Source organism: Pseudomonas sp. TE12234 (assembly GCF_054061835.1).
Genome location: NZ_JBSSEP010000023.1, coordinates 25,644 through 50,373 on the forward strand (window position 1 = coordinate 25,644; position 24,730 = coordinate 50,373).

Here is a 24,730-nt window from a genome sequence, read left to right on the forward strand (position 1 = left end):
ACCTGTGGCGAGCAAGCTTGCTTGCGCTGGGGCGCGAAGCGGCCCTAAAAAAATGGGACTGCTACGCAGTCCAGCGCGAGCAAGCTCGCTCGCCACAGGTACAGTGTTCATCCTTAACTGACTGGTATTACGCCCCCAGGCGCCTTTTTTTATAGCAGTTCCTATGCCACCCCCAGCGGCCAATCGGCCAGCGCCCGGTAGCGGCCCTTGTGGGATTCGAACAGGGTGAAACGGTCGGCGCGCAGGAAAAACTCCGGCGGCGAGGTCGACTCGGGCACCGGCGCCCGATAGTCGCGGGCCAGGGTCAGGTGCGGACGAAACTCCCGTGGTGCGTCCTCCAGCCCAAACGGCAACAAGGCCTGCTCCAGGTCATACACCAGGCGCAGCAGCGCCGGCGGTGCCTGCTCCGGCGCCAATACCAACACCCCTGCCCTGCGCCAGACATCCAGCCGATCAAGGGCCACGGTCAATCGCGCGCCGGGGGTGCGTACAGACGCGACCGCCGTGCAGATGTCCGCAATCTGCCCTACCGCCACCGAGCCGAGAAACTTCAGGGTCAGATGGAAGTTCTCCACCGGCACCGGGCGTCCGCTACGCAGTTGCAGCGCGCCGCGCCACTGGGCGATGGCCTTGCGTTGCGCGGGGGCGCAACCCAGGGCAAAAAACAGCCGTTTGAACGGCTCGCGGGATTCGTCATTCATGCAGGGCACCTCGGCGGGGACACCGCCTGAGTGTACAACCTGTGGCAAGGGCGCTGGGTCAGCGAAGGCAACGATGCGGCGTCAATGAAAACGCCTTCGCCGGCAAGCCGGCTCCCACAGAGATCTCCGGCGGGAGCAAGCGCCCTCGCCACAGGTCTATAGTTGAGGCTGGCGAATCAACCGGAGGGGGCCATGCGACAGATCATCAGCAAGGAACCATGGTGGGCCGAGCCACCCAGGCCCGGCCAGGATGAGTTCGAACTGGAATGGGGCTGGCTGGTGCACTACAGCGAAGGCGAGCCGCGTTTCGAATTCGTCAGGGTACGGCCGACCGATGACGAAATTCGCCATCGCAAGAGCTGCAGGATCACCCCGACGTCAGAGTGACCCTGCGAGCGGGCTCAAGCCTTGACGAGCAGCTCGAAACCGCCGAACACCATGCGCTGGCCATCGAACGGAATCGGACTGACGTCCGGCTGCGTGCGCGGGTCTTTCATCATTTTCTCCATCCCGGCATTGCGGGTGGCCTTGTCCGGCCAGATGATCCAGCCAAACACCACGGTCTCGTCTTCCTTGAGTTTTACCGCCATCGGGAACGAAGTGACCTTGCCTTCCGGTACGTCTTCACCCCAGCACTCGGCCAGGCTCAATGCGCCGTTTTCCTTGAAGATCGTTGCAGCGATTTCGGCGTGTTTCTTGAATTTTTCACGATTGGCGGTGGGCACCGCCGCGATAAAACCATCTACATAAGACATGGGTGTTCTCCTTCAGTCATGGGTTGAGCTGCTGATTAGTCGAATCAGTCGGGCTCCAATCGACAGTCCCCACGCCTATACCGACCGGCGGTTCAGCACTCTGGGCCAGGCTGCCTTCGATTTGCGCGGCCATGTACAAAGTCCCGGCCATGACACCGGTGTTCGGATCCTGCACCAGCTTGATCCAGGCTTTGTCGAAGGTGTTGCCCAGGCTGCTGCGAATCAACGCTTCGCTGTCCGGCCGGTCAGCGGCCTGAATCAATGCGCGAACCCCCGCCACCCCCACGGTAATCAACCCGCCAGCGAGTTTGCCGGCGGCCGCCGCCACCGCACTGGCCGCCCCGCGCGGGGCCATTTCGGCTTCCATCCGTTGGCTTGCGCGCTTGGCCACCGGCGCCATGGCGGTGTCCGTTGAGCCAACGCCTTTAGTGCCGCCGGCCTTGTGGATCTTGTCGACCAACGCGGAGTAGGCCGGCAAGGCGTTCAAATCAGTGTAAACGACCTGATAGAGCGAGGCGTCCCGGGCCGGTGGTGGCCCAAGGGCAATGGCCGGGATTTTCTGGATACGGCCATTGAGTTGCGCCATCGGCACGTCATGGCGCTGGGAGATTTTCTGCAGTTCTTCCTTGAGAATGTCCACGTAGAAGGCCGCCGCCAGGCTGAGAATCGCGTTCGGGTCGATCTCCACCGCCACCGGCGCCAGAACCTTTTCCTGATACTGCTCCAGCAGATAAGCGGCCAGACGCCTTTCCGTGGCGTCCTGCTCGCCCTTGGCGTTGATGGTGTACCAGCTGACCTTCATCGACAGCCATTCCTGGGTCCAGTAACTGCTGAACCAGGGGATGAAATTCTGCTCGGTCAGTTCGTAGACCCGGGTGCGCCAGTAGTCCATGGCGCCCTGCGCGTAGATTTTTGTCTGTTCGGTCGCCGATTGCGACGCCAGGATGATCTCCCGATCCACTTGTTGCCAGGTGCTGGGAGAAATCACCACTTGCGGTGCTTCCACCGGCGCGCGCGGCGACATGGCGCACCCGGCCAACACCACCAGCACGGCGACGATCAACCAGCGCAGGTTCAAGATCACGGTTCCTAAAGTCGGCTCCGAACGGAATGTTCGGTGTTCAAGAGCCCCTCAATTGAGTATAGGTGGCGGCCATTGTCGGCTGAGCGTGGATCGTGGCCCTCAGATACCCCGCAAAAACCGACCATCACTTGCGTCGATATTCACCATCGCCACGAATGCCTTCCGCCCCGCCACCGTCAGCGTAGGATCGATTCCAACCCAACACGAAACCCTGTAGCGGAGGGCCGTACCATGCTGATCCATCTCCTGACCTGTCTGGCCCTGACGGCCTTCACGTTGAGTGTATTGGGCTGGTTCGTCCTCTCCGAGGAGCGCACGTCATGATCAACGAAGTCACCCTGTCCGTGAGCTTCCCGGTGTTCGGCAGCAACTATTACTCGCAACCTTTCGAGTCTCGTAAAGTGTTGACCCTGGTATTCGACAAAAAATTCGAAGCCTTGCTGATTCCGGCCGCCGCCAATCACTTCAACAACGAAGTGGTGGGGCTCAACGATCAGTTCCGGTTCTTGAACGATGTGCTGGCCGAGCATTTGCTGGCGACCGAAGTCGCCGCGACGGCGCGCCGCCATCAGTACATCTGAGGGGCCGACCCAGACGACGCGTCCATCGGGTCGGCGATGATTGATCGCAGGTGATCCTTCAACGGCTTTCCTGGGCGGTCGCCGTTGCCCGACCAATGGCAAAGAGATCCCCCACTTGCTCGATGAGCTCACGGCTGTCGGCGAACATTTGTTGCCAGTCGGTGGGGAACCGCACATTCAACGGCAGTTGATCGATTCGCCATTTCGCCGGCAGCGGGTGATCAAACCGGGCGGCGACCTGCAAACCCATTTCGCTGGCCGTGAATGGTCCTCGCAACACCGTGGGTGTACGCCCGGCACTGTCCACAGCCTGGACAACATGGGCATCCAGCCAGTCCCCATTGGGCATGCGAACGCGCAGCGCCTGGCCAATCGCGGCGTAGCTGATGTTCTGCGGCTCCAGGTAAATCCACAGCAGCGGGTCTTCCTGTCGCTCGATGCGCATCAGCAAGGTGCCGGCTCCGACGTTTTCACCGGGGTTGACCATGACTTCCGCCACTCGCCCGCCCTGCGGGGCCTTGATCGGCAGCGCGGCCAGGCGCGTCTTCAGCCACTGCAGTTCGGCGTTCTGTTGAATGACATCTCGCTCGACGCTCAACGGCGCCTGATTGGCCAGTTGCTCGCGGCGCTCGAACGCCAACAGATCGGCCCTGAAGCCATCCAGCTCAGACTTGGCCGTCAACACTTCTCCCGGAGAGACGGCACCTCGATCCACCAGGTCTTCCAGCACCTTCACACGCTCCTGCGCCCTCCCTATGCGGGTATTGAGCAACTGTCGCTCGCTGCCGCCCAATTTGGTATTGCGTGCCGGCGTCGTGTTGGTCGGCATGGCCGCCAGTTGCGATAGCCGGGCCCGCCATTCGGGGTTGTCGAGATTGACCAGGGGTTGATTGACGCCGATCTGGTCGCCGGCCTTGACGAACAGTTGCTCGACCCGACCGGTATCCCGTGCGCGCACTTCGATGATCGGCAAGCGCAACTGAGCCGGCGCGTCGATCATCAGCATCCCGTAGGCCAGTTTGCCGCCCAGCCAGATCAACGGGCTGGCGACCAGGAACAGGATTAAATACCAGCGCACGCGAAACGCCGTGCGTTTGCCCGGGGCATAGAGCACGTTCAAACCCTGCTCCTGGGTCGGGCTCAGTTCCTTGCGACTATCAAAACGAATCTTCATGAGGGTTCACCGTTTTGGAAAGTCTCGCCAGGCTTGCCAGTCAATGCCGGCAATCCCGAGAGGTTGCAGTTGTTCACGCCAGACGCTGCTCTGGTGTTGCAACTGTTCGGTCGAAGCGCCGGCCCAGGACTCCGTGGCGTCCAGTTGCGGCTCCGTGCTTTGTGCCAGGCGAAATTGCAGGTCGGGCCAGCGCCTGGCGATTTGCTCTACCATTCGCGCGCTGTTGTTCGGATTGCGCGTGTAAATCATCAGGCTGACCTGACGCACGCCCGCATCGGGAAGCGCACAGGGCACGCAGGGGTGTCCGGGTTTGGGATCAGCGAACCAGCGATGGTGACTGGAAATCTCGACCGGCCATGGGCTCACTGAAGAGGCTGTATGCAAGGTTTCGAGCCAGTCTTTAAGGCGCTGATCCGGGACGGGCATGCCCAGTTGCTCGACCTCCAGGTCCAGGTGCAGGCTGATGAAGGCAAGCCCTTTGAGTTTTCCCAGCAGATCGGTGAGCTGATGGCGTTCCGGCGGCTCGATCCAGCTCGGATCGCCCAGTAACAGGCTGACTTGTACCCCCTTGTCCGCCGCGTCCCGCAGCAGTTGTTCCAGGCGCTGGCGGGTCGCGCCCAGGTCTTTGATCTGAGCGGCCTTGAGGCCCAGGTAAATCTTGTCCATCCCGGCGTTGCGCAGTGCCTCCAGTTCAGCCGGCCGCTGGTCAGGATCGAGCAAGGCTTCGCTGTCCCAGACATAACTGGCCTGGGACCATCTTTGCGCTTGCGCCGCCTGAGCCATCAACGGCTGGGCCACCAGCAGGGGCAAGCACAGGGCCAGAAGGATTGATCGCATATCAAAACCTCGTGGCGCGTTTGAGCACCCACCACGGCGCCATCGAGCTTTCTTCATGCCCGCGACGGAACATTTCGTTGAGCATGGCGACCACGCTCCAGCAACGCAGGAGCAACATGAACATCGGGAAAAAAGGCACCAGCAAGCCCAGGGTCATGTCTTGCCGGGGGCGGTCGGACACCATCAACAGCATGGCGCCGAACATCAGCACGGTGATCGTCAGGTACAACAGATAGATCAGCGAAAACAGAAACAGCAGGGTCATGCCCGGCAGGATGAAGATCGCCAGCAAGGTGTAGCTGAAGATGATGAACGGCAGCACCAGCTGGAAAAAGAAGCCGGTCACCAGGATCATCAAAAAGGTTTTCCAGCCTAATAATTTCGGACTGATGTTGCGGTTGTGCTTTCTGATGTACAGAAAGAACAGGTCGCCGTCCCAACGCAATCGCTGCATCAGGAATTGACTGAGTGTCGCGGGCGCGTCGGTGTGACCGATCGCTTCAGGCTCGAACGGGATTCTCAGGTCATGGCGCTTGAAGTAGCTCTTGATGCGCAGCGTCAGGTCAAGGTCTTCGGCTGTATGGGTGTTCCAGCCGCCGATTTTCACCAGGAAGCTACGGCGGAAGGCGCCAAAGGCACCGGACACGTTGTTGACCAGATTCCATTCGGCCAGGCCGATTTTCGACATGTGGATCGACAGCAGGTACTCCAGCGACTGCATCGCCGTGACCCAGGAGCCCCAGACGTTGCGTACCCGCAGGCTACCGGCCACCGCGGGCACCATGGGGTCTTCGAAATGCCGCACGATGGCGCTGACCATGTTGTTGTCGAAGGACGTATCGCCATCGAGCGCCATCACGATTTCGCCGCTGGCCAGCGACAGGCCGGCGTTCAATGAAGACACCCGTCCGCCCCGCTGCCATTTGGCGATCGGGCGCAAATGGCGCCGGGGGTACAACTGCGGGTCCACGTTGAAACTGCGCACGGCGGCCAGCGTCGCCTGGTTCACGGTGGCGCCGTCCACCACGGGAATCATCTCGATGTGGCCGCCATACGTCTGCTCGCACAGGCTCAGGAGCGTGGTCTGCACGTCCATTCCTTCGCTGTAGCAGGTGATGATGCACGATACCTTGGGCTGATAAACGCTGATCTTCGGCACGCGGGAACGCCGACGTGCGAACCAGCGCAGCACGCCCAGCATCACCAGGATCATCATCGGCAATTCAAAAATCAGAAACGATGGAAAGAGCATGTAGAACAACCGGCTCAGACCATCCGCCCCGGCAAGCCCGCCCAGCGCGTTGTAGAGTTGTTCCATCAACGGGTTCATGGGTGTCACACCAACTCGCCGGCCAAACGGGCCAACAGTAATTGACCATCTTCCTGATCAAGAAGATCGTCCGGCGCCGTGATGCTGACGACACGCAGGGAGAGGTCGCTGACCTCCGGCGCCGAAAACAGCTCGGCAATCCGGCTCAAGCGTTGTTTGACGCATTCCAGACCCTTGCCGTCGGTATGGGGCAGCATGATCCAGAAGAACTCTTCGGTGCTTCGCGAGCAGCGGTCCGTTTCCCGCACGGTTTCCTTCAAACGATCGGCCACGCTATCGATGAAGGCATGACCGCGTTGTTCCCCCAGTTGCGACAAGGTCCCGCTCAGGTTGACGAAGCGCATTCCGATCAGGGAGAAGGTCGGCACCGGATAGCGGCGCACAATCTGGATCTGCCAGCTCAGCAGATCATAGAAATCCTTGCCGCCCAGCAGGTTGAGCCGACCAAAGCCGGGGACCGATCGCTCGCTGAACTCCTGGCGGCAGCGGAACCGTCCGGCTTCGGTCAGGCGGAAATCCCTGACCTCGCGGACACGCAATTTGTCCGGCGTATGCGACAAGCCGCAATCCAGGCAACGCGCCTGCACTTCGGCATCGACAAAAAACGCCTGGCATGAGCGGCAGCGATAGTTTTCCATCGGGCGGTCGTAATCGGTACCGATGTGACGCAGCCGGCTCAAACAGTTGGGGCACAGCAGCACGCCGTCTTTGAGAAAGGATTCCTGCGGGCCCACATGCCCACAGGTAAAGCAGTGCAAGGAAGGTTGTCGCGAAATGTCCAGGGCCTGACACTCGGCGCAGACGTCGATGTAATTGAGCCGGCCCGAACCGCATTCCGAACAGAGGCGAACCCGATCGACCAGCACCCCCTCTTCCAGCCAGCCTTGCTGCACCATCAAGCCCAACCAGACAAAGGCATTGATCTGCTCGTTGTCAGCCAGGGCTTCCAGCAGCGGGTAGCGGTAATGCTGGGGCACCTCCGGGTCGCGCAACGCATACACATAGGTGTTGCCGCGTAACCACAGCCAGGACAACACCCGGCTTTCAAATCGCTCGGGCGCGGCGCCTTGTTCAAGCAACCTGAAGCGCTCTTGCCAGGCGACCCAAAGCTGCTTGATCTCGCTGGCATCGACCGGGCATGCACCATCACCCAAGGCCTCACACCAGCCATCCTGGTCGCGGCAACAGTAAATGAGGGTGTAGCGATACGGCGGGATAGAGCGCAGCTTTCGCAGCACTTTCCCCGCATAAGCGGCGGGCATGTCCAGCAGTACCACATCAAATGCGCGGGCAGCCAACAGACTGCCAAGGTCGGAAAAGTGTTCAAGTCCGGGAAGGTTCAAACTTGGCACTCTATTACCGAGTATCGCGATTCGAGGATTTGGAATCGACATGACGCACGTCCTCTACAGAACGACAAGTGCGGTTTATTGAAGTGACCAACACTAACACCGATGAAGAAAAGCGTTCGATTTATTTTGATTTCTTTCCAGATACACGGCAACAGCACTTCGTCAGCCATTTTCCCCGATAACCCGGCTTCTGTTTAGCAATAACAACAATCATGACTCAAATAATACAAACTAATTTATCGATATAAATCAATTAGCTAGACAATATAAAAGGGCAAATTATTGTATATATCCGCAGTACTAGTAAATCGCCACATTGATAGCGTTGCGCCAGTCACCACACTTGCGAACTCTTCTCTTTAGACATTTATAATTATTGAGCCTGCCGCATACCTCATCCAACGGCATAAGTTCAAAGTATTTTTATATGATTATCTTCGCTCATATAACAAAAGGCCCACACATACAAAATCAGTAACAACAGCTTAACACCAGCACTCAATATATCGACTAAGTTGCCACGAATTTAAACTGACTGTTTCTTCAGTTACTTTCTATTCCGAACAAACCACTCGAAGACATTCACGTAACCAGCGATGCACGGGGTCGGCATCCATTCGCGGGTGCCAGAGCATGGCCACGGTGAACGTGGGCAACGATAAAGGAAGCTCGAAACTGTGCATGCCTTGTCGCAGGTCTGCGGTGTGGCGCTCCGGCACGCTGACGATCAAATCGCTGGCCCGGGCGAGCGATAGAGCCGTGGAAAAACCGGCGACGATGGTGGCGACCTGGCGCTCCAGCCCGAGCAATTCAAGGGCATCATCAATCGGCCCCTTGTCCAGGCCGCGCCGGGACACGCTGATGTGACTGCCTGCGGCGAAACGTGCGGCACTCATCGGGCCCTGACTCAACGGATGCCCCGAACGCACCACGCCGATCAAGCGGTCACGAAACAGACCCTGGGTGCGCAACTCCGGACCGGCGCCCTTGCCCACCACCCCGGTTTCCAGATCCACCGTGCCGTCACGCAGTGACGTGCTGTCTTTGTCCGGTTTGTGCACGAAGCGCAGGCGCACACCGGGCGCTTGCCCGGCGACGCGTGCAATCAGCCTGGCGCCGAAATTGTCGACGAAACCTTCGCTGGTCCGCAGCGTGAACGTGCGAACCAATTGCGCGAGGTCCGGTTGCTCGGCCGGACGCAATACCGCTTCGACCTCCTGCACCAATTGACTGACCCGCTCACGCAACGCCAGCGCCCGGGGCGTGGGCACCAGACCGCGTCCGGCCCTGACCAGCAACGGATCGCCAGTGGTTTCGCGCAATCGCGCCAGCGCCCTGCTCATCGCCGAAGGGCTCAGGCGCAAGCGCTTGGCGGCGCGGGCCACGCTGCCTTCTGCCAGCAGCACATCTAGGGTGATCAGCAAGTTGAAATCGGCGCTGGACATGGGATGCCTCGTGGCGGGCTTATAGGGCGTTGAACGCACGTATTAATTGCAAAGGGTGCGTCTTCCGCCATGTTAGGCGCGGGCGTAGTTTTGCGATAGCTCCAATCGGGAGTGGCCACGACAGGGGGACCCATGAATTCCACAACGGCAATGACAGAAGGCACGCAACGAACAGGATCCGTCAGGTGGGCACTGGCCAGCCTGTCAATGTCGATGCTGCTGTCCGCCCTCGGCACCAGCATCGCCAACGTGGGTTTGCCGACGCTGGCCCAGGCGTTCGAGGCTTCCTTCCAGCAGGTGCAGTGGGTCGTCCTCGCGTATCTGCTGGCCATCACCACGCTGATCGTCAGTGTCGGACGGCTCGGCGACCTGGTCGGGCGGCGGCGCCTGCTCTTGAGCGGGATCGGTCTGTTCACCCTGGCTTCGGCCTTGTGCGGCCTGGCACCGACCCTCGGCCTGCTGATTGGCGCGAGGGCCGTGCAAGGCCTCGGCGCGGCGATCATGATGGCCCTGACCCTGGCCTTCGTCAGCGAGACGGTGCCAAAGGAGAAGACCGGCAGCGCCATGGGCTTGCTCGGGACGATGTCAGCGATTGGCACCGCGATGGGACCTTCCCTCGGTGGGCTGTTGATCGGCGGATTCGGCTGGCGGGCGATGTTCCTGATGATGCTGCCGTTGGGCCTGGTGACGCTGCTGCTTGCCTATCGCCACTTGCCGGCCGATCAGCGCAAAGCGAACACCGTACGCAGCGGTTTCGACCCGCTCGGCAGCCTGCTGTTGGCCGTGACCCTGGGCGCTTATGCATTGGCCATGACCCTTGGTCGCGGCCACTTTGGTCCGTTGAACATCGCCTTGTTGCTGGCGGCGTGCGTGGGCGTCGGCCTGTTCATTCGGGTGCAGACACGCGTCGCGGCGCCGCTGATTCGACTGGCGATGTTCCGCGATCCGCAGTTGAGCGCCAGTCTGGCCATGAGCCTGCTGGTGACGACGGTGATGATGGCAACGTTGGTGGTCGGGCCCTTCTATCTGTCGCGGGCGCTCGGGCTGGATGCGGTCGGGGTCGGGTTGGTGTTGTCCGTCGGGCCGCTGGTGGCGGCACTGTCCGGCGTGCCCGCCGGGCGCATGGCCGACCGCTTCGGCGCGCGGCGCATGACCCTGGCCGGGCTCATCGCCATTGCGCTAGGCTGTTTCACCTTGTCAATGCTGCCAACATCGTTCGGCATCGGCGGCTACCTCGCGCCCATGGTCATCATCACCCTGGGTTATGCGGTGTTCCAGACTGCCAACAACACCGTTGTCATGAATGATGTGGCGCCTGACCAGCGGGGCGTGGTGTCCGCCTTGCTCAACCTGTCGCGCAATCTCGGCCTGATCACCGGGGCCTCTGTACTGGGCGCGGTGTTTGCCCTGGCATCGAACTCGGTCGACATCAATACCGCGCATCCCGAGGCGGTTGCCAGCGGCATGCGCGTGACGTTCATGGTCGCGTGGGGGCTGATCGGTATCGCTTGCCTGATCGCCCTGGTCAGCCGCCGCCGTGAACACGCCTGAACCGCTGATTCAGGCGGCTGCCGTCTACGGCTGCAACACCACCAGTGGCGTGTCCTTTTTGACGATGTAGGTCGCCAGCTCCGAGCCTTTGCCCTGGCCGATGTTCTTCGCCACATGGGCGATGCCCGCCGGGATGTACAGCGAATCACCGGCCTTGAGCGTGACCGGTGGTTGCCCTTCGAGTTGATATTCAAAGGTGCCGTCAATCACGTAGGCGACTTCGACGCCGGGATGGGAATGCTTGGGCGACGTCACGCCGGCATCGAAATCGACCCGGACCTGAATGACTTCACGTCCTTCGACATCGAGGTCACGACGGACCAGATCGGTACGCGAGAGCCCGGCCTGCCAGTTTTTCGCCGGGGCTTTGCTCTCCTGCGCCTGAGCGAGGCCGGTAAAGGTGCCGAGTGTCGCGGTGACCAGCGCAACGCCAAGCCAGCCAGCAGCGTAACGGGTGTTGATTCGGGACATAGCCATTCTCCAGTGAGCGCAGGGTAAAAGCGCGGGTGCCGTTGTGGGGCAGCGCCATTAGGCGTTCACCGTGTATCGCGCATGTGTCGCGCTGGGCCCTGTTTTGTATGCGTACGTCACTGTTGCGGCTGAAGATACGTTGCAATACAAACCGCAAGCGGTTGCAGGCCGGAAGCTTTGCGCAAGCCGGCCTGCTGATGCAGCAGTCCGCGCAAAGGTTTCAATGGCGCTGTTGCCCGGGATGGGGCGAGCACGACGCCGTGACGTCGCGCTCGCCGGTCACTCAGTGAGGGGCGCGAGGGATGGTCTTGAGCAGGTCTTCAGGGCTGATGTGGCCGACCACCGACTGAGCGCTGCCCGGTTGCGGCAGGTCCAGGATGTGGCCCTTCATCTTGCCGATCACGTGCATTTCGCACGGCTTGCAGTCGAACTTCAGCGTCAGCACTTCATCGCCGTGCACCAGTTGCATCGGCGCTACCTTGGTGCGCACGCCCGTCACGCCCTTGGCCTGTTTCGGGCACAGGTTGAAGGAGAACCGCAGGCAGTGCTTGGTGATCATCACCGGCACTTCGCCGGCCTCTTCGTGGGCCTCGTAGGCCGCGTCGATCAGCTTGACGCCGTGACGGTGATAGAAATCACGGGCCTTCTGATTGTAGACGTTGGCCAGGAACGACAGGTGCGATTCCGGGTACACCGGCGGCGGGTTGGTCTCGGCTTTGCGACCGCCCCGTGGATGTGCGGAGATGCGCGCCACGGTCAGTGCTTCGATCACTTCGCGGCGCAAGGCCTTGAGCTGCGAGTTGGGGATGAACCAGGCCTGGGGGGCGTCGAGCTTGATGTTCGTAGCGTGGTACTCGGTGGTGCCCAACTGGCCCAGCAGATCGTGCAGTTGTTCCAGGGCCTGTTCCGGCTTGTTGGCCACACCGAACGGACCGTCGAGGCTAACGCTGGCGCTGACGCCCTCTTCACTGGTGGCGGTCAGTTCCAGGCGCTCTTCACGCAGGTGCGCGACCCACGAAAGGCCGATCCGGCGCTCGGCGGACGTCTTTTGCAGCGCCTGGGCCCAGTTGTGATCCAGGTTGCGGCTGAGCGGGTGATTGGGGCGCAACTGGTGCAAGCCTTTTGGCATCTCGTTCGGCTCGACGCGGTAGCGGTAGCGCTTCTCGCCGTCCTCTTCGAACTCGCCCTTGGGCTCGGCGATGTTGGTGCGCCAGCCCACCACTTCACGCTTGACCAGCACATTGAGGCCGTCGCCGTTGGACAGCGGCTCGTGGGTGACCACCAGCAGATCGCGCTTGCCGACTTTTTCCACCACGCCCACCGGCAGGCCGGTGAAGGTCGGCGAGTCGAAGGCGCCGATGTCGATCTTGCGTTCGCTGACGAAGTAGTCGGTGCTGCCGCGGTGGAAGGTCTTGTCCGGATCGGGCAGGAAAAAGTGCGCGGTGCGGCCGCTGGAGGCACGGGCCAGGTCCGGGCGGTCTTCGAGCACAGCGTCGAGGCGCTGGCGGTAATAGGCGGTGATGTTCTTCACATAGCCCATGTCCTTGTAGCGCCCTTCGATCTTGAACGAGCGCACGCCGGCTTCGACCAGGGCGCGGATGTTGGCGCTCTGGTTGTTGTCCTTCATCGACAGCAGATGCTTCTCGTAGGCGATGACCCCGCCCTTTTCGTCTTTCAGGGTGTACGGCAGACGGCAGGCCTGGGAGCAGTCGCCCCGGTTGGCGCTGCGGCCGGTCTGCGCGTGGGAAATGTTGCACTGGCCGGAAAATGCCACGCACAGCGCGCCGTGGATGAAGAACTCGATCGCCGCGTCGGTCTCGTCGGCGATGGCGCGGATTTCCTGCAGGTTCAGCTCACGGGCCAGCACCAGTTGCGAGAAACCGGCCTGATCGAGGAATTTGGCCCGCGCCAGGGTACGGATGTCGGTCTGGGTACTGGCGTGCAGTTCGATCGGCGGGATATCCAGTTCCATCACGCCCAGGTCCTGGACGATCAGTGCGTCGACCCCGGCATCATAGAGTTCGTGGATCAGCTTGCGCGCCGGCTCCAGCTCGTTGTCGTGCAGGATGGTGTTGATGGTGGTGAACACCCGGGCGTGGTAGCGATGGGCAAACTCCACCAGTTGGGCGATATCGCTCACTTCGTTGCAGGCATTGTGGCGGGCGCCGAAGCTTGGGCCGCCCAGGTACACGGCGTCGGCGCCATGCAAAATGGCCTCGCGGGCGATGGCTACGTCGCGGGCGGGGCTGAGCAATTCGAGGTGATGCTTGGGTAGGGACATGTGTTTTTAGTCTGGCCTGTCACGATCAAGGCACGCATTGTAGCGGCGAAACCCTAGACCGGCACCCACAGGCTGCCCGATGGCGCTCACTTGCTGACTTTCTTCAAAACACAGCAGATCAACTATGGGAGCGGGCTTGCCCGCGATGGCGTCAGCACGGTCAATATCAACATCGCCTGATACTCCGCTTTCGCTGCGATGCGACAAGCCAGCTCCCACAGAGTTTTTGGTCGCCCTCAGACTCCGCAGACACCCACAATCCCTGTGGGAGCGGGCTTGCCCGCGATGGGGGCGGCACATCCAGCATCTTGGTTGTCTGACCCACCGCCATCGCGGGCAAGCCCGCTCCCACAGGGTGAGTGTCGCTGAAAGGGATCAGCCCTTGGCGGCCATCGCGGTGACTTCCACGCGCATGCCTTCGACCGCCAGCGCGGCTACGCCAACGGCGGCGCGTACCGGCCATGGTTTGGCGAAAAAGCGTTGGTAAACCTCGTTGAAGGCGGCGCGGTCGGCCATGTCGGTGAGGTAGATGGTCAGGTGCAGAACCCGGTCCATGGAACTGCCGGCACGCTCCAGCGCCACCTTCAGCGCCTGCAGGGTGCATTCGCTCTGCAGGGTGATGTCGCCCAGCTCCAGGCTGCCGTCGGCGCGGGTCGGGATCTGGGTGGAGACCAACAGGCCGCCAAAACCGGCGACGTCGGAGGAGATGGAATCGGCATCGGGGTCCGGAACAAAGGTGATGTCTTGATTGGCCATGGGCAACTCTTGCTTGAATGGGTAAAGGGTCGGTCGAAACCGGGCGGCCAGTTTACAGTGCCATTGTCAGGCCGTCCCTTAATCAGCTCGAAATCCCCAGCCCCAGGCAGAGCGGCCCTGCCCCGTTGCACACGGCCCCGCCCGCGTTTGCCAGATCAATGAGTGGCGCGAAGGCCTGGGCAGGCAGCGGGACCGAGAAGAAATTGCCCTGGCCGATCTCGTAACCCTGGGCCTTGAGGATGTCGCGCTGGACGGCGGACTCAATCCCTTCCGCCACCACGGTCAACGACAGACTCCTGCCGATGCCGATGACCGACTCGCTCAGGGCCCGGCAAGACCTGTCGTGTTCCAGGTCGTCGACAAAACTCTTGTCCAGCTTCAGCTCGCTGATCGGCAGGTGCCGCAGATAGCCCAGACTGGAATAGCCCGTGCCGAAATCATCGATGGCCAGCCGCACTCCCAGCGCATGCAGATCGCGGATGGTTTTATGGGTGCCTGGACTGTTGCAAAGCACCACACCCTCGGTCACTTCCACGCACAAGTCAGCGGGTTGCAAGCCGTATCGCTGCAATTGGCCGGCAATCAGCTCGGCCAGGTCGAGGTTGTGAAAGTTGATCGGCGACAGGTTGATCGAGAGCGACGCAATCGCCAATCCTTGTCGCCGCCACGCGGCCAGTTGCTCACACGCCGCTTGCAGCACCCATTGACTCAGTTCATTGATCAGCCCGCACTCCTCGGCCAGCGGTATGAATTGCCTTGGCGAGATGTCGCCCAGTATCGGATGCGCCCAGCGTGCCAATGCCTCGACACCCACCAGCCTGCCGTTGTTGAGATCGATCTGTGGCTGGTAGAACAGCTCAAGACTGTCGTTGGCCATGGCGTTGCGCAACGCTGTCTCCATGACCAATCGGTCTTGAGCCTTCCGGGTCATCTCTTCGACAAAGAAGCTGAAGCTGCCGCGTTCGATGCGTTTGGCCTGATACATCGCAATGTCGGCACGGTGCAACAGGCTCTCCATGTCACGCCCGTCACCGGGAAACAGGCTGATGCCAATGCTGGCCGAAACGACCACAGATATGCCGGCAATCGTGGTCGGGCGACTCAGGAGCAGCATCAGCCGCTCGAGAAAAGTCGCGACCTGTGTGGCGTTCATGCGTGGCAGCACCAGCACGAACTCGTCGCCGGACAGACGCCCGACCAGGTCGGACTCTCGCAACACGCTGCGCAACCGGTGCGCCATGACGCGCAACAACTCGTCACCCGACGCATGGCCCAAGGCATCGTTGATTTGCTTGAAACGATCCAGATCGACGAACAGCACGGCCAGCTCCGCCTGCTCACGCGCCATTGCGACCAGGGTGCGCTGCGCTTGGGCGAGCAGGAAACTGCGATTGGGCAGGCCGGTCAGGCCGTCGTAAAAGGCCATTTTTCGAATGGATTGGCGGGCTTGCTCGCGTTCGAGCGCCAACATGCACAGATGGGTGCCCGCTTTGACCAGATGGCCGTGCAAGGGGTCAGGCCCGCGGCTTTCGCGGAAATACAGGGCAAAGGTCGCGGCGATGCGCCCGGCACCGTTGCGCACCGGCATCGACCAGCAAGCCTGCAAGCCGGACTGTTGAGCCAGGTGCTTGTAGTCCGCCCAGAGCGGGTCGTTATTGATGTCGGTCACCAGCACGGGCTCGCCCCGGTAGGCGGCGGTACCGCAGGACCCCGCCACGGGGCCGATGGCCAGGCCTTCGATGGCCCTGGAGTATTCGGTCGGCAAACCGGGGCTGGCCAGGGGATGCAGAATCCCTTGCGGGTCGACACTGAGGATCGAAACGATGACTTCGGGGGCGATGCGTTCGATTTCATGGCACAACAGCGTCAGCACGCTTTCCAGCGACTCTTCCTTGAGCAATGCGCCGATGACTTTGTTTTGCAGCACCTCATGCAGCTTTGACTGGGTAATGTCCGTCAGCACGATCACCACGTGCTCGACCTGATCCCGAGCGTCGAACACGGGCGTCGAGGACACATGCACCCACAGGCGCTGGCCGCTGCGTTTGCTGACAAGCGCGCTGAACTCGTGAGGCTGACCGCAGAGAACGGCTTCCAGCTCCGGCTCCGCGTGAGTTTCGGCCCGCGCGTCGGGCACGAAGAACAGCATCGGTGATTGCCCGATCACCTCTTCACGGGAATAGCCCAGCAAGCGGATCAGCCCGTCATTGACGTAGATAAGCTGCCTGTGGGCGTCGACGATGCAGGTCGCCGAATGCGTGGCATTGATCGACATCGACAGCAGCCGGTGCTCGAGGTCTTGCACGCGCAGGTGCGTGACATCCTTGAGGAACGCCGCATGCAGGGTCTGATCGTGCAGGGTGATTTTCGAGACGGACATCACACCCCAGCGCTCCTGGCCGTCGCGGCGCAGGATCCGCACATCCAGACCGCTGTGCTCGCGGGAAGAATCGTCCGGGGTCAGGCTCAGCCCCCGGGGGATCAGGGCACTGACTGCACGGCCCAGCACGTCCATGCGCGAGCAGCCCCAAAAGCGCTCGGCAGCGGCGTTGAAAAACACCACAAGGTCGAGCTCATTCACGACCACCACGGCGTCGATAGCCTGCTCCAGCGTTTGCACAAACAAGCCTTGCGCCGCGTCGTCAGTTGCCAGCTCGACCCTTGTGTTCATCGCTGCCACTTCTATCCGTGCAACCACCGCCTTTCATCCAGGAAAGCCCGTGGGACGCCGCAAGACCCTGTCCTTGCCGGAAGGGACCCATCATCCAGACAACCGTTGATTCCGGTTAACGACGCGGTACAGCATCAAACGCATGAAAAACAGGATAGCCGTGAAGTGGCGACCTGACGAAAACACCGACGTCAGGCCACCCGTTCAATCTTTTGCGAACGGCGCTTCTTCTCCGCACCGTTCAAGCGCATCAAAACGATTCGAACGAACTTGTTCCAGGCATAACCGACCAGGATCCCGCCAAGGATGGCGATAATCACCGCCAGTACAGGGCTGTCATTGAGGCGACGGGCCAAGGACTGGAATTGAAAGTGCGTCAGATAAATGTACAGCGTTGACGCGGCGATGGCGGCAAGCCCCCGCGCGATCAGGCCGGGTACGGGCACGGAACGGATCCAGATCACCGCAAGCACCGCTGGCACCGCCACATCGATGTATTCGCTCATGCCAACCGCCGGCAAGCCATGTCCGTAGAACTCCAGTACGTCCCGCCCACCGAGCACAATCACCGTCACCGCACTGGCCAGCCATTTGCGCCGGGTGGAGTCGGCATAGTGAATGGCCATGCCGAGCACCATGATCGCCAGGTAATGCTGCGGCACCCGGTTATTGAGCGCTGATGCGTCAAACACATAGGCACTGATCAACAGGTCAGCCACCGCCAGCAGACAGGACGCCATGAGCAAATAACGGAACGGATTGGAAAGGATGATTTTCCTGACGCGCTCGAACGACAACACGATCCCGATGATCACGATCATCTGCAACAGCACCTCAATGTACCAATAGGTGAAGTTGCCGATTTCCCTGGGTGGAAACCAGTTGGAAATCATCAAGATTGACGGCCAGTGAACCCTGTCGAAAAGCACCTGGGTCAACACCGTATACAGGACCGTGGGCACCGCGATACTGGCCATGGACTTGAGGAGCGTACTGGCGTTACCGCGTTCATTGATGGCTTGAACCTGGAACCTCGCCAGGCTGAGACCGGACACGGCGAACAACACGGCCGTCTCGCCGAAAAACGCCCAATCGGAAAACAGATGAAAATGCCCGACCACAATCATCACGATGGACATGACCCGCAGCAACACGGGAACTTCCATCGCCCGAATGGCCAGCCTCGACGGTTTCGCCGTGTTGGCCAGCTCACCCAGATCACGGACCGGCAGCATTTCCCATCGATCAGGCAGATGCCCGATCAACTGCTCAAGGACCATTGAAGCCTGGACAAACGACAGCGAATCGCCGCCCAGTTCCACGAACGACAGGTTGGCATCGATAGACGGGACTTCGAGGATTTCAGACCAGGCATCCGCCAGTTTGAGCGTCAGCGGCGACAGGTTCTGGTTCGAGCCAGGGGACGCCGCATCCGTTGAGGCGCCCACCGCAGCCAGTGCCCGCTTATCGATCTTGCCGTTCGGTGTCAGAGGAATGGCGTCCAGGAAGACGAACTGCGCCGGCACCATGTAGTCGGGCAGCTCCTTGCCGACATGCTCACGCAATTGAACCGAGGAAACAGGGTCGGTTGAAACGCAATAGGCCACCAGCCTCACGTTCGAACGATCGTTCGCCGCCAGCACAACGCACTGTTTGACGCGGGGATGGCGCGAAAGGGTGCCTTCGATTTCGGTCAGTTCGATTCGGTGCCCGCGAATCTTGACCTGACTGTCACCGCGCCCCAGAAACATGACACTGCCATCTGGCAGATAGGTGCCAAGGTCGCCGGTCTTGTAGCAAATATCGTCCGGGGCATGGGTAAAGGGATTGGCCACAAAACTGTCCCGGGTCTTTGCCGCGTCGCCCCAGTAACCCAATGACAAATAGGGACTGCGAATCAGGATCTCCCCGACCTCTCCGGTGCCGGCCAGCTGACCGGCCTCATTCACCAGCAGCAGTTGTGCGCCGTCAATGCCTTTGCCCAGGGGTATCCGCGCATTGTCGGCGGCGGGATCGAGCGGGTGAAACGCCATGGCTTGCGGCGTTTCCGTCGTGCCGTAAAAGTTCACGCTCTTTGCATCGGGTGCAATGCCGCGCATCTGTTCGTACAAGGTATCGCTCAGGGCATCGCCGCCCCAGAACAGATAGCGCAGATCGTTGAATCTGGAGCCATTGATCTTTGCCCCCGCCTCTATGAGCTTGCCCAGGGGCGGCGTCAGGTGAATCACCGAAACGGCATGCTTATGCAGCCATGTGGCCAAAGCCGATGGGTCGATCACGAGCGATTGCTCCGGGATGACCACTTTGGCGCCGATCGACAACGGGGTGAAGACGTCCCTGTAGACGGGGTCATGCCCCAGTCCGGACAGCAGGGAAAAACAATCGCTTTCCGACAGCGAATGGTGCCGGGTATGCCACTCGATGAAATGAACCAGGGGGGCATGGTGCGTGACAATCCCCTTCGGCTCACCGGTACTGCCCGATGTGAAGGTGATGTAGGCCGGATGTGCCGGGTCGACTGCCGGCAAATCCTCTGGATCAACGGCATGGGCATGCAGTGATTCGCTGGGCGATTCGGCAATCTTCACCACCCGTGGAGGAGCAACCCCTGGCTGGGTTTGCCCATGCCCCGGGTCGAAGGTCGCCCCGCCGCAGAGCAACACAAATGAAGGTTGCAGTATGCGAATGATCTGCTCGATGCGCGCCGCAGGATAGGCCATGTCGGCGACGCTGAACGTCAGCCCGGCGCGTGAGGCGCCGAGCATGGCGTAGACCAGGCCTGCACAGCGGTTCGACACGATCACCACCCGGTCCGACGCGCTGGCGCCCTGTTCAATCAGCAAACCGGCTATGCGCCGGCTGGTCTCTTCCAGTTGACGATAAGTGCACGTCACATCGTGAGCGATGACTGCGGTTGCATCAGGCGTGCGTCTGGCCTGCTGCAAGAAATCCATGAATATCGGACGTTCGACACAATATTCCAGGGGCTGCGTTGGGTTGGGGCGAACATCCTGCATTTATTGATCCTGCTCCGCATGAAGTCGATTGCGACCCGGTACCCATGACCGCAATCGAATTGACGCCGTCATTCCTTGGTCAGTGCTCCGGGCAAGGTAGCGCCCTGCTGGAAAATCACCGTTTGTGCTGGCATCGGCGCCGGGAAGCCGGCCTCGCCGAGGGCATCCTTGATGATGCGGTTGGTGTCGAAATACACCTGCCAGTAGTTTTCGTTATGGCAGTAAGGTCGCACCGCCAGCACCGGCCCCACCAGGTTGAACTCGAGAATCTCCACATCCACCGCCGGCTCGGCGAGCACGTTGGGGATGGTCGCGATTTTCTCCTTGAGCAAGGCCGCTGCCGCCTTCCAGTCGGCCGCTCCGGAGAGCTGTGCCTTGAGTTCAACACGGCGGAACGGATTGTGGGTGAAATTCTGGATGTTGTCGCTGAAGATCTTGTTGTTGCCCACCAGGGTCAGCACGTTGTCCGGGGTGTTGATCGCCGTGGCGAACAGGCCGATTTCGGTCACCGTGCCGGTCACCCCGCCCGCGCAGATGAAATCGCCCACCTTGAACGGGCGCAGGACAATGATGAAGGCACCGGCCGCCAGGTTGGCCAGCAACCCGGACCAGGCCATGCCGATCGCCAGACCGACCGCAGCGAGCAACGCGGCGAAGGTGGTGGTCTGCATCCCGAGGTAACCGAGAATGCCGATCACCAGGATGATGTTCAGCGTCACCGTGATCGCCGAGCCCACGTAACGCAGCACAGTCGGGTCTACCCTCTGCTTGCCCAGGGCTTTCTGCACCATATGGACGGCAAAGCCGATCAGCCAGCGCCCGACGATCCAGAACGCTATGGCGGTCAGAATCTTGACTGCGAACGCGGCTCCGTAGGCCTGCACGATAGCGATGAGGGCGTTGAATTTGGCAGTGGTGACATTAACGATGGACTCGTCCATGGGGGGAGCTCGCAAATGAGGGTCGACCTCAAGACGCTAGCACAGCCGGCGAACCCCGCCAGTCGATCGAACGTTGTACCCCTCTGAACAGTCGAGCGGCGAACCTGCACAACGATACACAACCCCGGATTCGAGACACATGCAACGTACATAACGGTGGAAAAGTGGGCCGGTCGCAATTACGACGTGACGATCAATCTGGTTTAAGCCCCCGAACCGGTGCGGGCACGGTCCTTGTAGGCGCTGGCCTGCCAGCGATGGTCGTTAACGATAACGCGTGCGGTCTGGTTAAACGCGGCGTACTTGAGTCCATCGCCAGCAGGCTGGCTCCTACATGAACTCTTAGGACACATCCCGTCCCTTGTGGGAGCTGGCCTGCCAGCGATGGTCGTTAACGATAACGCGCATGGCCTGGTTAATCGCGGCGTACTCGGGATCGTCGCCAGCAGGCTGGCTCCGACGGAATTTTGTGAGTTCCATTAAAAAGCCCGCTCAAGGCGGGCTTCGAAGATCAAGTAGGTGGCCAGCGCTGGTCTCTGGCTTACAAGGTTTATCAGGCCTCCCACAGAACAGTCATGGAACCATCTTGTAGCTAAAAGTACTGTTCTGCTTCACACGGCATAAGGGCTGGATCTCAGCGCGGAGATCTTTCTAACCGTGTACCCTTCGGAGCGCGCCCCACGCCTCCTCGCTATCCGCTTGCGCATCAGTCTGCGTCATCACCTACACCTTCAGAGTAGCAAAGCACTCAGCGCCCGGGACGGTGTTTTTAGACCGATTTCATCCTGCGAAATACGGGGCAGGACGGAAAAATGCTATCGCCCGCCCGCCTTGAATCCGTCATTCATCGGATAGGTTCCGCCTGCCCTGGCATTGCCCTTAAGCTCGACTCAAACGCTGCGTAAATGCACACACACCTGCAAAACTGCAGCACTCTTCGAGAAGCGGTCTCTCCCCTATGCCCTGTTTTGTGGCTGTCGAGATTGGCATGCGAAATGCCCCGTCCTTCTCCACCCCTTAGCCGAATCGAGCCGATCCACCGATGGATATCCTGAATTTGCTGGCCAGAAAAGCCCAGCCTCTTGCAAGCACCGTCAGTGCCGACGGGCAACTGCTCAACCTGTCCGCCAGCCTGAGCGATCAATTGGGTTATGCGCTTGAAGAGCTGCTGTCTCAACCGATCGAACGCATTTTCAGTGTCGAGTCGGTGCGCACCGTACAAGCATTGTTTGCCAACCCGCCAGCGGACGAACAGATCCACAGCCTGGAGCTCACCCTGATTCGTCACAACGGTGGCCTGCTGCACGTGATCGCCAGTGGATTGCTGGAGTGGCGCTCGGTACAGCCGGCGCGCCTGCACTTGCTGAAAATCCCCCTCGGATCCCTGGGCCATCGGCTGCGGGAAATGCACAACGCCAATGAAGTGATGAGCCAGATGCTGCAGAGCGCGAAGGTGGCGTACTGGTGCATCGAGTTCGCCGAAGCAGTGGACATCCACAATTGCCCGGATGAAATAGTCCGCCAGGTGTTCGAAAACGACTCCCATTGGCGCTTGTGCAACCGTGCCATGGCCGAGGTCTATGAAATGCCGTCGGATGTCGACTTCAACCAGCAGCCGGTGCGCCTTTACTGGCCGCGCAGCCCGGCCAACGAAGAGTTCGTACGGCGCTTGATCGAGTCCGGTTTCAGCGTCGACTGCGCGCTCTCGGTGGATCGCCGCCACGATGGCTCGCCGGCCTATGTCGAGAACGATGTACGGGCGACCATCGTCAACGGCCAACTGCTGCGGATGTGGGGCAGTATTCGCGACGTCAGCCAGGAACTGCGCATGCAGCATGACGCCGAGCAGCGCATCGATGCCTTGCGCCGGGTGTTCGATGCGGTGCCCGACGCCGTGCTGGTGATCGATGAACACTTGCAACCGCAATGGCGCAACGCGGCTTTTGAAGACACCTTCGGCATCTCCCATGGCGCCGGTATCGCGCGCTTGCTGCTGGACATGGCCTTGCCGGAACGCACCTGGCACAACCTGCCCCTGCCGGACCTGCGCGGACGCGAGCGCCATTTCAACGTGCATTGCTCGCGCATTCTGGTTCGCGAGGGCGTGGCATGGCGGGTCGCGGTCTTTCGCGAAAGCCAGGGCGTTCGCCGCGTCGAAGAGTTGCACCCATGAAAGACTCGAACCTGCCACCCTCGTTGCAAATGGGTATGCGCTCTTCGGTCAATGCCAGCAGCGAGGTGCTGGGTGCCTTGCTGGAAACCCCGGCGTTGCACGCGTTGCTCGACAGCTTCAGTGAAGCCTTGATCGTCACCGACGGTGAAGGCCGGGTGCGCTTTCTCAACCTTGCCGCCGAGCGCGTCAACCGCCTGTCGAAGCAGCAAGCGATCGGCTTGCCCGAGACTGAATTTTTCCAGCGTTCGGCCTTGAATTACGACGACTTGCTGACCGCCCTCAATCGCGGTGGCAACAGCGCCCTGACCCGCTCCCGGGAAGGACGCGTGTTGCTCAGCAGCACCCACGCGATTCCCACCGGCGCCTACGAAAAACCGTTCCGGATGCTGACCCAGAAGGACTTCGACGGCAGCCAGCCGCCGCGCCGGGCAGCGCTCGGCAGCCGCCCCCTGGAGCCGCAAGGCCTGCGCGACCCACAGGACAGCGCCCTGCACCTCTCACCGCAGCTGTCGAGCATCGCCGACACCGGCGTGCGTGCCTTCCGCCGACGCGCGCGGCTGTTGCTCCTGGGTGAGCCCGGCGTCGGCAAGACGGCGATTGCCCGCCACATTCACCGAGCTGCCGGTTGGGGCGATCGGCCATTCATTCACGTCAACTGCGGGAGCATTCCTGAAAGCCTGTTCGAGTCGGAAATGTTCGGCTATGAGCGCGGCGCGTTTACCGGGGCGTTGCAAGGCGGCAAGCAAGGCTATATCGAGGCGGCATCCGGCGGGACACTGTTCCTCGACGAAATCGGCGAGATTCCGCTGCATGTGCAGGCCAAACTGCTGAAGTTTCTCGAAGACAGCACCATTCAGTCAGTCGGCTCGCCCTTGAGCAAAACCGTGCAGGTGCAAGTGATTGCCGCCACCAACAAGGACCTGCGCCATCTGGTAAGCACCGGTGAATTTCGTGCCGATCTCTACTATCGCCTGGCCGTGTTGCCCGTGGAAATTCCCCCCCTGCGCCAGCATCGTGATGACTTGCCGTTCCTCATCGACATCCTGCTCAGCCGCATCAACGGAGATCGCGAACCTTCCTTGAGCCTGTCGGCCGGTTGCCGCAAGCGCCTGATGGGTTATGACTTCCCGGGCAATATTCGCGAACTGGTGAATATTTTCGAACGCCTGGCGGTCCTCGCCGACGATGAGGCGCAGGAGCATCATTTGCCGGCTGAACTGTTGCACCCGGCACCTTTGCAGCAGCGTTTCAAACCCGCAGTGGCGGAGAACGGCCCGGAGCAAAGCCTCGAGCAGAACCTCAAGCTTCAGGTCCAGCAGTTCGAACGCCAGGTCATCCTCCAGGCCGTGGAGCTGTGCGGGAGCAAACGCAAGGCGGCGCAGCATCTGGGGATCGACATCGGCACGCTGATTCGCAAATTGCAGCGCGACTGACCTCAAAGGCTGTAAACACCGTCCTGCAGGCGCTGGCTTGCCAGCGCCTGCAGGGAGGTTCCTTGCTGCATCGGCGTGCTGCAAAAACGCCTACAAATCCAGTTACTTTTGCCTGTACCCCACCGAAAAACAAACAATAAACCCTTTAAATTCAACATCTTAAATAACTGGCACGCC

19 protein-coding genes are annotated in these 24,730 nt (G+C 60.8%); 5 read left to right on the forward strand and 14 right to left on the reverse strand.

Going from position 1 to position 24,730, the window contains the following annotated elements; all coding sequences use genetic code 11:
• Positions 1 to 161: 161 nt before the first annotated feature.
• A complete protein-coding gene (thpR, locus tag ACVWYU_RS26860; protein WP_090320150.1) occupies positions 162 to 701 on the reverse strand; it encodes an RNA 2',3'-cyclic phosphodiesterase in 540 nt (179 codons plus the stop codon).
• Positions 702 to 893: 192 nt separating this feature from the next.
• On the opposite strand from thpR, the gene ACVWYU_RS26865 reads away from it, so the two are divergent.
• Positions 894 to 1,088 carry a hypothetical protein gene (locus ACVWYU_RS26865; RefSeq protein WP_090320147.1) on the forward strand — a complete coding sequence of 65 codons (195 nt, stop codon included), beginning with the start codon at positions 894 to 896 and terminating at the stop codon, positions 1,086 to 1,088.
• A 14-nt stretch (positions 1,089 to 1,102) separates the two neighbouring features.
• Here ACVWYU_RS26865 and ACVWYU_RS26870 read toward each other — a convergent pair whose 3' ends face one another.
• Both ACVWYU_RS26870 and ACVWYU_RS26875 read right to left on the reverse strand, forming a co-directional pair.
• Complete coding sequence (locus tag ACVWYU_RS26870) at positions 1,103 to 1,456, reverse strand: DUF1428 domain-containing protein (protein WP_457374124.1); 354 nt, start codon at positions 1,454 to 1,456, stop codon at positions 1,103 to 1,105.
• 16 nt (positions 1,457 to 1,472) lie between these two features.
• The gene (locus ACVWYU_RS26875; RefSeq protein ID WP_457374125.1) at positions 1,473 to 2,534 is read right to left on the reverse strand and encodes a hypothetical protein; all 1,062 of its coding nucleotides are present in this window, start codon (positions 2,532 to 2,534) and stop codon (positions 1,473 to 1,475) included.
• A 326-nt stretch (positions 2,535 to 2,860) separates the two neighbouring features.
• On the opposite strand from ACVWYU_RS26875, the gene ACVWYU_RS26880 reads away from it, so the two are divergent.
• A complete protein-coding gene (locus tag ACVWYU_RS26880) occupies positions 2,861 to 3,121 on the forward strand; it encodes a hypothetical protein (RefSeq protein WP_090320138.1) in 261 nt (86 codons plus the stop codon).
• A 58-nt stretch (positions 3,122 to 3,179) separates the two neighbouring features.
• Here ACVWYU_RS26880 and ACVWYU_RS26885 read toward each other — a convergent pair whose 3' ends face one another.
• The 5 genes from ACVWYU_RS26885 to ACVWYU_RS26905 all read right to left on the reverse strand — a co-directional run bounded on the left by ACVWYU_RS26885 (position 3,180) and on the right by ACVWYU_RS26905 (position 9,259).
• Complete coding sequence (locus tag ACVWYU_RS26885) at positions 3,180 to 4,295, reverse strand: HlyD family secretion protein (protein ID WP_457374126.1); 1,116 nt, start codon at positions 4,293 to 4,295, stop codon at positions 3,180 to 3,182.
• A gap of 6 nt (positions 4,296 to 4,301) precedes the next feature.
• On the reverse strand, positions 4,302 to 5,132 hold the full coding sequence (locus ACVWYU_RS26890; protein WP_457374127.1) for a hypothetical protein: 831 nt from the start codon (positions 5,130 to 5,132) through the stop codon (positions 4,302 to 4,304).
• A 1-nt stretch (position 5,133) separates the two neighbouring features.
• Entirely contained in the window at positions 5,134 to 6,462 is a 1,329-nt protein-coding gene (locus ACVWYU_RS26895) for a glycosyltransferase family 2 protein (RefSeq protein WP_248915161.1), read from the reverse strand.
• Between the two features lie 5 nt (positions 6,463 to 6,467).
• Positions 6,468 to 7,814 (reverse strand): TackOD1 domain-containing metal-binding protein, encoded by a 1,347-nt coding sequence (locus ACVWYU_RS26900; RefSeq protein ID WP_457374157.1) that lies wholly within the window; start codon positions 7,812 to 7,814, stop codon positions 6,468 to 6,470.
• 554 nt (positions 7,815 to 8,368) lie between these two features.
• Positions 8,369 to 9,259 carry a LysR family transcriptional regulator gene (locus tag ACVWYU_RS26905; protein WP_390956495.1) on the reverse strand — a complete coding sequence of 297 codons (891 nt, stop codon included), beginning with the start codon at positions 9,257 to 9,259 and terminating at the stop codon, positions 8,369 to 8,371.
• Positions 9,260 to 9,391: 132 nt separating this feature from the next.
• On the opposite strand from ACVWYU_RS26905, the gene ACVWYU_RS26910 reads away from it, so the two are divergent.
• On the forward strand, positions 9,392 to 10,810 hold the full coding sequence (locus tag ACVWYU_RS26910; protein WP_457374128.1) for an MFS transporter: 1,419 nt from the start codon (positions 9,392 to 9,394) through the stop codon (positions 10,808 to 10,810).
• A 24-nt stretch (positions 10,811 to 10,834) separates the two neighbouring features.
• On the opposite strand, the gene ACVWYU_RS26915 is transcribed toward ACVWYU_RS26910, so the two are convergent.
• The 6 genes from ACVWYU_RS26915 to ACVWYU_RS26940 form a co-directional block, all read right to left on the reverse strand.
• Positions 10,835 to 11,281, reverse strand: coding sequence for a cupin domain-containing protein (locus ACVWYU_RS26915; RefSeq protein WP_457374129.1), 447 nt, complete (start codon positions 11,279 to 11,281; stop codon positions 10,835 to 10,837).
• 283 nt (positions 11,282 to 11,564) lie between these two features.
• On the reverse strand, positions 11,565 to 13,562 hold the full coding sequence (locus ACVWYU_RS26920) for a peptidase U32 family protein (RefSeq protein ID WP_457374130.1): 1,998 nt from the start codon (positions 13,560 to 13,562) through the stop codon (positions 11,565 to 11,567).
• Between the two features lie 375 nt (positions 13,563 to 13,937).
• Positions 13,938 to 14,318, reverse strand: coding sequence for a RidA family protein (locus ACVWYU_RS26925; protein WP_090320103.1), 381 nt, complete (start codon positions 14,316 to 14,318; stop codon positions 13,938 to 13,940).
• An 82-nt stretch (positions 14,319 to 14,400) separates the two neighbouring features.
• Positions 14,401 to 16,989: an EAL domain-containing protein gene (locus tag ACVWYU_RS26930; RefSeq protein ID WP_457374131.1), complete on the reverse strand. Its 2,589-nt coding sequence runs from the start codon at positions 16,987 to 16,989 to the stop codon at positions 14,401 to 14,403.
• 191 nt (positions 16,990 to 17,180) lie between these two features.
• The gene (locus ACVWYU_RS26935; RefSeq protein WP_457374132.1) at positions 17,181 to 20,006 is read right to left on the reverse strand and encodes an amino acid adenylation domain-containing protein; all 2,826 of its coding nucleotides are present in this window, start codon (positions 20,004 to 20,006) and stop codon (positions 17,181 to 17,183) included.
• 68 nt (positions 20,007 to 20,074) lie between these two features.
• Positions 20,075 to 20,947 (reverse strand): mechanosensitive ion channel family protein, encoded by an 873-nt coding sequence (locus ACVWYU_RS26940; RefSeq protein WP_090320093.1) that lies wholly within the window; start codon positions 20,945 to 20,947, stop codon positions 20,075 to 20,077.
• Positions 20,948 to 21,989: 1,042 nt separating this feature from the next.
• Here ACVWYU_RS26940 and ACVWYU_RS26945 point away from each other — a divergent pair.
• Entirely contained in the window at positions 21,990 to 23,120 is a 1,131-nt protein-coding gene (locus ACVWYU_RS26945) for a PAS domain-containing protein (protein WP_457374133.1), read from the forward strand.
• The gene (locus ACVWYU_RS26950; protein WP_247257285.1) at positions 23,117 to 24,553 is read left to right on the forward strand and encodes a sigma-54 interaction domain-containing protein; all 1,437 of its coding nucleotides are present in this window, start codon (positions 23,117 to 23,119) and stop codon (positions 24,551 to 24,553) included. Before ACVWYU_RS26945 ends, ACVWYU_RS26950 begins: the two co-directional genes overlap by 4 nt.
• Positions 24,554 to 24,730: the final 177 nt, after the last annotated feature.